At 64.7% G+C, this 1,358-nt stretch carries 1 protein-coding gene; it reads left to right on the top strand.

The annotated features are described in order from the left end of the window. Positions 1-1,358 (top strand): IS1182 family transposase (locus IE187_RS21085; RefSeq protein ID WP_189677952.1); only part of this gene is annotated, 1,358 nt, incomplete at both ends.

Below are 1,358 nucleotides of genomic sequence, written 5' to 3'. Positions count from 1 at the left end.
AACGGACCGCTCGCAGCTCCTGCTGCTGCCCGAGGCGGTTGATGATTATGTCGGACCGGATAATCCGGTCCGGTTCATCGAGGCCTTTGTCGACGGGCTCGACCTTGGGGCAGCCGGGTTCGTCCGTGTACAGCCCAAGGCAACGGGCCGTCCGGGCTACGATCCGGCTGATCTGCTCAAGCTCTACATCTATGGCTACCTGAACCGGATCCGGTCGAGCCGTCGCCTCGAAGCCGAGACCCGCCGCAATATCGAGGTCATCTGGCTGCTGCGGCACCTCAAGCCGGACTTCAAAACCATCGCCGACTTCCGCCGCGACAACCGTGCAGCATTCAAGGCGGTGTTCCGCGAGTTCGTAGTGCTATGTCGTCAACTCGACCTCTTCGGGCGCGAGCTCGTGGCGGTCGACGGCACGCGCATCAAGGCGGTCAACAACAAGACCCGAAACTTCACCCGAGCATCACTGGCCAAGTTCATCCAGGACGCCGACGAGAAGCTCGCCAGCTACATGAAACGGCTCGACGAGGGGGATGCCGACGAGGACCGCACGCCAGGCGGCGGTTCGGGCGGCGGTGACGACAAACTGGCCGAGGAGATCGCCGCCATCAAGGGCAAGCGCGATCGTCACAAGGAGATGCTCGCCGAACTAGATCGCACCGGCGCCGACCAGATATCGCTGACCGATCCCGATGCCCGCGCGATGGCGCGCATGACCAAAGTGGGGGTCGGCTACAACATCCAGCTCGCCGTCGACGTGAAGCACAAGCTGATCGCCGAGCAGGCGGTGAGCAACCAGGTCCTCGACCTGGGCCTGCTCGCGCAGACCGCGACCGCAGCAATGGAAGCGCTTGGCGTCGAGCGGATCGAGGCCGTCGCCGACCGAGGGTACTTCAAGATCGAGGATATTGAAGCCTGCGAGGCGGCTGGGGTTACGGCTTATGTGCCCAAGCCAGTCCGCGGTCCCGCCGTGCGCGAGGGCTTCTTCGGCAAAGACGTGTTCCGCTACGAGCCTGACCGGGACGTCTTCGTTTGCCCGGCCGGGGCAGCACTTTCGCCGCGCTACCGGGGCAAGTTGCGCGACAATGTGAAGGTCGACTATGCCAACCGCGATGCCTGCAAGGCGTGCGCGCTGAGATCGCGCTGCACTCGCTCATTCCGCCGCGTCTCGCGCCTGGAGAACGAGGCCGTTCTCGACCGCATGTCGGCGCGGTTGGCGGCCAGGCCCGAGATGCTGGACCACCGGCGAAACAGCGTCGAGCATCCCTTTGGCACCATCAAGCAGTGGATGGGCCAAGGCACGTTCCTGATGCGCCGCCTCGAGAACGTTCGCGGCGAGTTCAGCCTGACCGCGCTCGCCT

It is taken from the genome of Sphingomonas glacialis, from assembly GCF_014653575.1.
GTDB classification, from domain to species: Bacteria; Pseudomonadota; Alphaproteobacteria; order Sphingomonadales; family Sphingomonadaceae; genus Sphingomonas; species Sphingomonas glacialis.
Note: the sequence above shows the minus strand (reverse complement) of the source record. Positions and strands in the feature narration are given on the sequence as shown.